Source organism: Streptomyces sp. NPDC005799, assembly GCF_040630525.1.
GTDB lineage: Bacteria > Actinomycetota > Actinomycetes > Streptomycetales > Streptomycetaceae > Streptomyces > Streptomyces griseorubiginosus_B.
The window spans coordinates 24,350-31,982 of sequence record NZ_JBEXXQ010000085.1 but is presented as its reverse complement, the minus strand read 5'-3'; the positions used below and the strand labels follow the sequence as shown (position 1 = coordinate 31,982).

At 72.3% G+C, this 7,633-nt stretch carries 7 protein-coding genes and 2 pseudogenes; 4 read left to right on the top strand and 5 right to left on the bottom strand.

Annotated features, from left to right (window positions below; all coding sequences use genetic code 11):
* Positions 1-279 precede the first annotated feature (279 nt).
* A complete protein-coding gene (locus tag ABZ453_RS47055; protein WP_359025609.1) occupies positions 280-462 on the bottom strand; it encodes a hypothetical protein in 183 nt (60 codons plus the stop codon).
* 210 nt (positions 463-672) lie between these two features.
* On the opposite strand from ABZ453_RS47055, the pseudogene ABZ453_RS47050 reads away from it, so the two are divergent.
* Positions 673-900 (top strand): annotated as a pseudogene (locus ABZ453_RS47050) (alpha/beta hydrolase); the annotation flags it as partial.
* Between the two features lie 3 nt (positions 901-903).
* Here the strand turns inward: ABZ453_RS47050 and ABZ453_RS47045 are convergent.
* Together ABZ453_RS47045 and ABZ453_RS47040 are read right to left on the bottom strand one after the other, a co-directional pair.
* The gene (locus ABZ453_RS47045; protein WP_359025607.1) at positions 904-1,608 is read right to left on the bottom strand and encodes a hypothetical protein; all 705 of its coding nucleotides are present in this window, start codon (positions 1,606-1,608) and stop codon (positions 904-906) included.
* Positions 1,609-1,750: 142 nt separating this feature from the next.
* Positions 1,751-2,113, bottom strand: coding sequence for an arsenate reductase family protein (locus tag ABZ453_RS47040; protein ID WP_359025605.1), 363 nt, complete (start codon positions 2,111-2,113; stop codon positions 1,751-1,753).
* 150 nt (positions 2,114-2,263) lie between these two features.
* On the opposite strand from ABZ453_RS47040, the gene ABZ453_RS47035 reads away from it, so the two are divergent.
* Positions 2,264-2,572 (top strand): hypothetical protein, encoded by a 309-nt coding sequence (locus tag ABZ453_RS47035; protein ID WP_133042964.1) that lies wholly within the window; start codon positions 2,264-2,266, stop codon positions 2,570-2,572.
* Between the two features lie 46 nt (positions 2,573-2,618).
* On the opposite strand, the gene ABZ453_RS47030 is transcribed toward ABZ453_RS47035, so the two are convergent.
* On the bottom strand, positions 2,619-3,803 hold the full coding sequence (locus tag ABZ453_RS47030) for a winged helix DNA-binding domain-containing protein (RefSeq protein WP_359025603.1): 1,185 nt from the start codon (positions 3,801-3,803) through the stop codon (positions 2,619-2,621).
* Between the two features lie 98 nt (positions 3,804-3,901).
* A complete protein-coding gene (locus ABZ453_RS47025; protein ID WP_359025601.1) occupies positions 3,902-4,417 on the bottom strand; it encodes a putative immunity protein in 516 nt (171 codons plus the stop codon).
* Between the two features lie 203 nt (positions 4,418-4,620).
* Between ABZ453_RS47025 and ABZ453_RS47020 the strand changes: the two genes are divergently transcribed.
* Together ABZ453_RS47020 and ABZ453_RS47015 are read left to right on the top strand one after the other, a co-directional pair.
* The gene (locus tag ABZ453_RS47020; RefSeq protein WP_359025599.1) at positions 4,621-5,961 is read left to right on the top strand and encodes a DUF2252 domain-containing protein; all 1,341 of its coding nucleotides are present in this window, start codon (positions 4,621-4,623) and stop codon (positions 5,959-5,961) included.
* A gap of 22 nt (positions 5,962-5,983) precedes the next feature.
* A pseudogene (locus ABZ453_RS47015) lies at positions 5,984-7,596 on the top strand (chemotaxis protein CheB).
* The last annotated feature ends 37 nt before the right edge of the window (positions 7,597-7,633 follow it).

The following is a 7,633-nucleotide window of genomic DNA, read 5'->3' as shown; positions in this document are numbered from 1 at the left end:
ACCGGCGGGCTCACCCGCGATGATCTTCGTCTTGGAACGGAGCTTGGCCGTCGGCTGGGTGCCGTCGATCCAGATGTACTCAGCCTTGAAGGTCACGGGCCACTTCCTTCGGGGGTGTGTCTGACGCACTTGCGGGTGCTGCGGCGCTGCGGCACTGGGGCGCCGCGGTGATGCCCGCGAGCCTGTCAACAGGCGATTTCCCGTCGATTGCTCGAATGTGAACCCCGCGTTACCTGGCGATGGTGTGGCGCGATTCACGGTGTGAGACCGCCACCCCGCTCAGTCCTCCGCGCCCGTCGCCTCCCGCACCCCCTCCGGGCACCCCCGGATCGCCGCCCGCTCCTGCTCGTCGTACACACGCAGCAGTTCCGCCACGCGGCCGATCGACGGCCCAGAATGCTCCCACCCGAGCGCGACGGCCCGCTCCTCCACCGCGACGAGCACCAGGTGCTGCCGCGGCAACGCGGGTAAGGGAAGCGCGATGCCGTAGAGCCCACTCGCGCACGGCGGCAAGGGGGCGGGGGTGGGGTGCCCGCCCGCAGAATCTGGCGTCAGGCACCGAGCGCCCCCCATCGAACCTCACCGCCCGACCGGGGACGGACCCCGCCCCGGCCTTGACCCGCATCCGGACCGTAGGCGCCGGGCGCATCCTCACCCGAACCGCGCAGGTGCCTCCAAGAGGCGGCCGCCGGCTTCCCCTCCGTGTCGAAGCCGGTGACCGGTCCGCGCCCGGCCCCGGACGCGCTGCGCGCGCTGGACATGCCGGTCCTGCTGTTCCTGGCCGAGAACAGCAGGACACATGACACGTACGAGGTGGCGGGGACGGCGGATGCGCTGCTGCCGCAACAGTGCGCACCCGCCGAACTCGGCCGCCGCCTCACGGAGTTCTTGAACCCTTGAGCCTCACCCCACCTTCTCGATCAGCGCGCGCCGGATCAGGAACTTGCCGGGCTCCCGGACCTGTTCGAAGGCCGCGTTGTTGAGCAGGGCGCAACTGCCGGACACCGAGGTGACCTTCACCGTCGTGGACTTGTTGTTGTCCAGGTTGGTGACCTTCAGCGTCGTCCCCGCGGGGAACTGGTTGCTGGACGCGGCAGGCGCGCCGGCCTCGCCGGAGAGGGTCACGGTGGAGCCCTTGCAGACCTGTTGGGCGGAGCCGGAGGCGGCACCGCCACCGGAGTTCGCGCCCGCCCCGGGGTTCGCGTTTCCCGCGGGAGCCGTCTGCGCAGGCTGCGCGGTCTGCTGCTGCGAGGGCTGTGCGGGCTGCGTGGCCTGGGAGTCCTGAGCCGACTCCCCAACCGCGCACCCCGACGCCTGCTGCTGGACCTTGATCTGCGCGATGACCGCCTCACGGTTGGCGATCCGGGCCGCGGACTGCGCGTCCGGATTCGCCTTCTGCCCGGCGATGAACCTCTGGTTGTTGCCGAGCGCGGTGGCGAGCCCCTGACAGACCGTCGAGTTCGCTGCCGACAGGGTCTTCGCAGATGGCGGGGTCTGTGCGGCGTTCGAGTTCGACGCCATCGCGAAGGCTCCACCGCCCGCCACCGCCGCCGCGCTCAGCAGGACCGCGAGCTTCTTCTTCGTACTGACAGTTCTCCTACGCGACATGCGCGCCTCCTGAAGAGGTAGGGGAGCGTACGTCGCTATGTACGAGATACCGAACGAGGTTACTCAGTGGTTACACGAGTCTCTGAAGTAACCTGCGTCACACGTGCGTTGATCACTCGAAACTTCGTCACTCGACCGTCGGTCACTCCCGCGACAGCGCCTCGCGTACGGCCTCCTCGGTGCGGCCCACCACCGCGGTGCCGTCGTCCGCCGTGATGATCGGACGCTGGATCAGCCGGGGACGCTCGGCGAGCGCCCTGATCCACCGGTCCCGCGAAACGGCGTCCCGCGCCCACTCCTTGAGACCGAGCTCCTTCGCGTCCGCCTCCTGGGTGCGGGTGATGTCCCACGGTTGGAGCCCGAGACGGTCGAGTACGTCCCTGATCTCGTCCTCGCTCGGTACGTCCTCCAGGTAGCGGCGGACGGTGTACTCCGCGCCCTCGGCGTCGAGCAGGCTGATGGCACTGCGGCACTTGGAACAGGCCGGGTTGATCCAGATCTCCATGGGGTCAACGGTACGTGAGGGGAGCGCCGAAAGCCCTTGTGGCCAGGGGCTTTTGTCAGTGGCGGGCGGTACACTAGAAGAAGTGTTCGAGGGTGTTGCCGGGGCGTCGAAGGCCCTGGTGGACACCCTGTCCGCGACAGGAGGATGCCTGTGCCCGCTGCCGCACTGAAGCCGAAGCCGACCCAGTCCACTGTGAAGCGCCCCGTCCTGCTCGACCTGCCGTACGAACCCGTGGAGAAGCGCCCGTTGCCGCCCGGCCGGCCCCGCGAGTGGTACGTCACGCACAACCGGCGCCTGAAGGCGATGCGTCTCGCCATCGCCCTGCTCGACTCGGGCGTCTACATGCCGAACCAGGCCCGCAACGAGACGATCCGGCACACGGCGGAACTGATCGGAGTCCACCCGCCGTCGGACACGACGTGCCACATGGTGCGGGCGCTGATGCGCTACAGCCGATGAGGCCGGTGCCGGGCGCCGCACACGGGGCGCCCGGCACGTCCGCCCCCTACCCCCTCGCCAACTCCTTGTCCACCGGCGTCGGGAAGCGGGGTGTGACCCGGCTCGTCCCCATCCATGCCCGCAACCCCTCCACCTCCGCGGCGATCGCCGCCTTCGCCTCGCGTCCCACGCCCTTGTCGTCGAGGAGCCGCCACGCGATCTCCCCGTCGGCGCGCTGGGCCCAGCCCCCGACCACCCGTCCGTCCCACCACACCGTCGGCCCCACGTTGCCGCTGCGGTCGAACAGCAAGGGCCGCAGTTCCGGCGCCAGATACCAGTCCCTCGCCTGCCAGCCCATCGCCGTGGGATCCAGCGCCGGCAGCAGTGCCGCCCAGGGCTCCACGGGACCCTCCGGAGCGACGTCGTCCGCGGTGACGTACGCCCGGCCCTCGTCGACCGACACCTCCCGCGCCCCGATCGCCGCCAGCGCGCGCCGGACGTCGGTGACCCTCCACCCCGTCCACCACTTCAGGTCGGCCTCGGTCGCGGGTCCGCACGAGGCAAGCCAACGCCTCATCAACTCCGCCTGCGCCTCGGCCACATCGAGCTCCGGATGCGCAGGCGCCACCGCCCAGCGGAACTGGCTCGACGTCCACGAGCCGAGCGGCCGGCCCCGGACCACCTTGCCCTCGATACCCAGCACTCGCAGCAGCCGGCCCGAGACGGTGTGGACGCCCTCGTAGCTCTTGCCGGCCGCGTACACGAACTGCTCCCGCAACCGGGGCTCGTCCTGGGCGAGTTCGGTCGCCGTCGCCTGGCCGCGCCGGGCCAGGGCGGCCAGCAGCGACTCCTCGACGTCCTTCAGCCAGGCCGCGTCCGGCGCCCCCGCGCTCGCCATGTCCTGCACCAGCTTGGCGCGGGCCTTGGCGGCCACGGCGAGGCCGGTCGACGCGTGGACGACCGCGGTGAGGTCGGTGGGGAAGACGAACACCGTCTGGCGCATGCCGTGCATCCGCACCAGGGAACGGTCGTCGTACAGCGCCCGCTCCGTCTCGGGCACCGTCCGCTCGGCGTCCGTCAGCCGCGCGCCCACCGCGAGATACACGGTCGCCGGGTCCGTCCCGTGCAGCGCGACGAGCGAACCGGCGACGTCCTCCGGGGAGCCGCCCCGCGCGCCCACCGCGAGCCGATGCCGCACCGCCAGCCGCGCCCGCCGCTCGGCCACCCCGATGTACCGCTCCCCGTCACCCATCACACCCTCCGCCCGTCACGGCACCCGTGTTTCCCATCTTCGCGGACCCCACTGACAACGCCCCCGCCGGACTCCGCCGCCGCCCGCGTGGATCGGCCTCAGCAGTCGAAGACCGACCAGCAGATGTCGTTGCGCAGGCACTGGTCGTCGAGCACGAGCTCCCTGATCGCCTCCGGCAGCCGGTCGCGCTGCCACCGGCACTCCAGCCGTCCCGCGGCCGCACTCTTCTCTTCCGGCACGGCAGCGCGCGTGGCCTTGATCGCATAGGCGGCCGCACCGAGCTCGTGCGCGGCGACGTGCGCCACGACCGCGGCCTGACCGGCCGCGTACGCGGCGTGCCGTGCCGCGCCCCGCAGGTCTCGAGCGGCCCCCATCGCATGACCGCCCGCCGCTCGGGCCTGCATCATCCGGACCTCGCCCCGCACCCAGGCGCGGGCCTGCTCGATCGCCCGGCGCGGTCGGGGGTCCTCAGGCCGAGCCGACTCGAAGAGGCCGAGGACGTGCTCCGCACAGTCCGCCGCCCAGAGGGCGAGGAGACGGTGATCCGTGTCAGTCAGGGTCCCACCGCGGCGGACGGTCACGAAGCGAGGGTCCCTGACCTTCGGGAGGATCATGGATCGGCCTTCCTTCCCGCCGGCGTCCGCCCGCCGTCCGGGCACGCGCATCCGCGACCGTACCCCCTCCCGTCACCCGATCGCCGTACCCGGCATGCGCTCACCCCCGTCCCCGCCTTCACTGCGATCAAAGAGGCGGCGCGGCGATGAGCCGAGGTGGTGGGAGGCGTGATGGGGCGGTACGGGATTGTGCGGTGGGTCGCGTGAGTTCCCCTGTCGACCGTGCCGAGCAGGGCAAGGCCGCCCGTAAGCGGGTCTCGCGGTCCGCGCACGCCGGGTGGGTGGCGCCCGTCGACCGGGACGACCCCGTCGCCGTACTGGAACGGCAGGGGCGGGACCGGCTGCCGGAACTGCTGCCGATCCGGTACGGGCGGATGGCCGCGTCGCCGTTCGCCTTCCTGCGCGGATCGGCCGCCGTGATGGCCGCCGACCTGGCCTCCCGGCCGCACACCGGGCTCACCGTGCAGCTGTGCGGGGACGCCCATCTGCTCAACTTCGGGCTGTACGCGTCCCCGGAACGCACGCTGCTCTTCGATCTCAACGACTTCGACGAGACGTTCCCCGGCCCCTTCGAGTGGGACGTCGAACGGCTCGCCGTCAGCGTCGTCGTCGCCGGCCGGGAGAACGGCCACACCGAGGACAAGGTGCGCCGCGCGGCGACGGAGGCGGTCACGTCGTACCGGACCACCATGCGGCGACTGGCCGCGCTGGGTGAGCTGGAGGTCTGGTACGAGCGCATCGACGCCGACCGCCTGCTGCCGCTCGCGCGTTCCGCCCGCCGACGCCGCCAGGTCGCCGCGAGCCTCACCCGCGCCCGCCGCCGCACCAGCCTGCAGGCCGTCGGCAAGCTGACCGAGGTCGTCGACGGCAGGCGGCGCATCGTCCACGATCCGCCGCTGCTGGAACCCGCCGGCGCCTCCGACACGGCCTCCCTGCGCAAGATCTTCAGCGACTACCGCTCCACCCTCTCCGAGGAGCGCCGTCTGCTCCTGGACCGCTACCGCTTCGTGGACGCAGCCCGCAAGGTCGTCGGCGTCGGCAGCGTCGGCCTGCGCTGCTTCGTCGTGCTGCTCGCCGGCCGCGACACCGACGACCCGCTGTTCCTGCAGATCAAGGAGGCCCGCACCTCCGTACTGGAGGACCATCTGCCGACCGGGCCGTACGTCCATCCCGGGCACCGCGTGGTCGCCGGGCAACGCCTGCTGCAGGCCGCCAGTGACGTGTTCCTGGGATGGATGAGCGGGCCGCAGGGACGCGCCTTCTACTGGCGGCAGCTGCGGGACATGAAGGGCTCCGCCGACGTCGCCGGGATGGGCCCCGGCGACCTGCTCGCCTACGCCCGGCTGTGCGGCACCGCCCTGGCCCGCGCCCACGCCCGCTCCGGCGACCGCGTCGCCATCGCCGCCTACCTCGGCGGCGCCGACACCTTCGAGCACGCCGTCGCGGACTTCGCGCTCGCCTACGCCGACCAGAACACCGCGGACCACGCCGCCCTGGGCGCCGCGATCGCCGCCGGCGTGATCCGGGCGGCCCCCGAGGTGTGACCTGCGGGTCTACGCTGGCCGGGTGCAGCCTTCCGCGAGCCCGTCCGACGGGTTCGAGGTCGTCGCCGTCGCCTCCTCGGCCGGCGGCATCAACGGCCTGATCACCCTGCTCGGCGGCCCGGACGCCGCCCTGCCGGTGCCGGTGCCGGTCCTTCAGCACCTCGATCCGCGGCATCGTACGGTCATCGCGGACGTCCTGAGCCGCCGTACGCCGCTGACCGTGAAGCTCGCCGAGGACCACGAGCAGACCCGGGCCGGCTATGTCTGCATCGCGCCGCCCGACCGGCATCTGCTCGTGCGCCCGGGCGACGGATCGCGCTCACCGACACCGAACTCGTCCACTTCGTCCGCCCCTCCGCCGATCTGCTCTTCGAGTCGGTCGCGGGCGCCTACGGGCCGCAGGCCACGGCCTGTGTGCTGACCGGCACGGGACGGGACGGCGCGATGGGCGTGGACGCGGTCAAGACGCGCGGCGGGACGGTGATCGTGCAGGATCCGGCGACCGCGGAGTTCAGCGGTATGCCGCAGGCGGCAGTGGGTACGGGCACAGTGGACTTCGTGCTACCTCTGGACGAGATCGCCGGGGTCGTGCGCGGCCTGGTCGTGGACTCCAGGGGCACGGTCGTCCTCGTCAGCAGCCAGGCCCGGGTGCGGTTCGGTCTCACCCGAACGACATCGGGCGGCCCTTCCAGGACCTGGAGATCTGGTCCTGCTCATGGAGGAGGGTCGCAGGGACGCCTGCGGATGACGGGCGGGGCGTACGATTCCGGTATGGCCACCGAAGGCGGGGCGACGCAGAGCAAGATTTCCGCGGAGCGGAAAGCCGCCATCGCCCGTGCCCGTTCGGCGCATGAGACCATCCGCGCCGAGCGGTGGGAGGCCCTGGCCGCCGAGGCGCCCACCGAGGCCCTGCGCGCGGCGCACCTGCGCATGGCCGAGCTTCACCGGTCCACCGCGCACTGCCATCTGACCGCGGCACGCCTCCAGGACGACTACGCGGGCCGGCTCGCCCTATGGGCCGGACAGCGCGGTACTCCCCGGCCCCGCTTCATGACCGGGGTCGCCGAGGCCTGCGGCACCAGCAGCGCCGCCCTCACCCTGGTCTCAGCGGCCTCGGAGCAGCTCACCGTGGCCGCCTCGGACGAGCACGCCCGCGCCGCCCAGGAACTGGAGTTCCTGCTCGGCGAGGGACCGGCCCGGGACGCGGCCGCCGAGGTCCGCCCCATCACGGCCGCCGGCGCGGCGCTGGCCCACCGCTGGCCCGGTTACGGTCCCGCGGTGACCGAACTCGGCATCGAGGAGGTGGCCGCGGTACCGCTCAGCCTCTCGGGCGCCTGTGTCGGCGCCCTCGCCGTGTTCGACCCCGTCCCCGGTCTCGTCGGTACGGACTCCTTCATCGAGATCGCCGAGGCGCTCACCCGCTCGATGATCCTCGGCCCGGACGGCGAGCCCGACCTGTACGGAGCGGCCAGCCTGCGGGCCCAGGTGCACCAGGCCGCCGGGATGGTCTCCGTGCAGCTCGACTGCCCGGTGGCCGACGCACTGGAACTGATCAGGGCGCACGCCTTCGCGGAGAGCGTCTCCGCCCGCTCCGTGGCCGAGCGGGTGCTGAACGGGGAGCTGCGGCTCGGCTGAGGTGTCGGACGGCGGAAGCGGGAACCCGTAAAGGGCG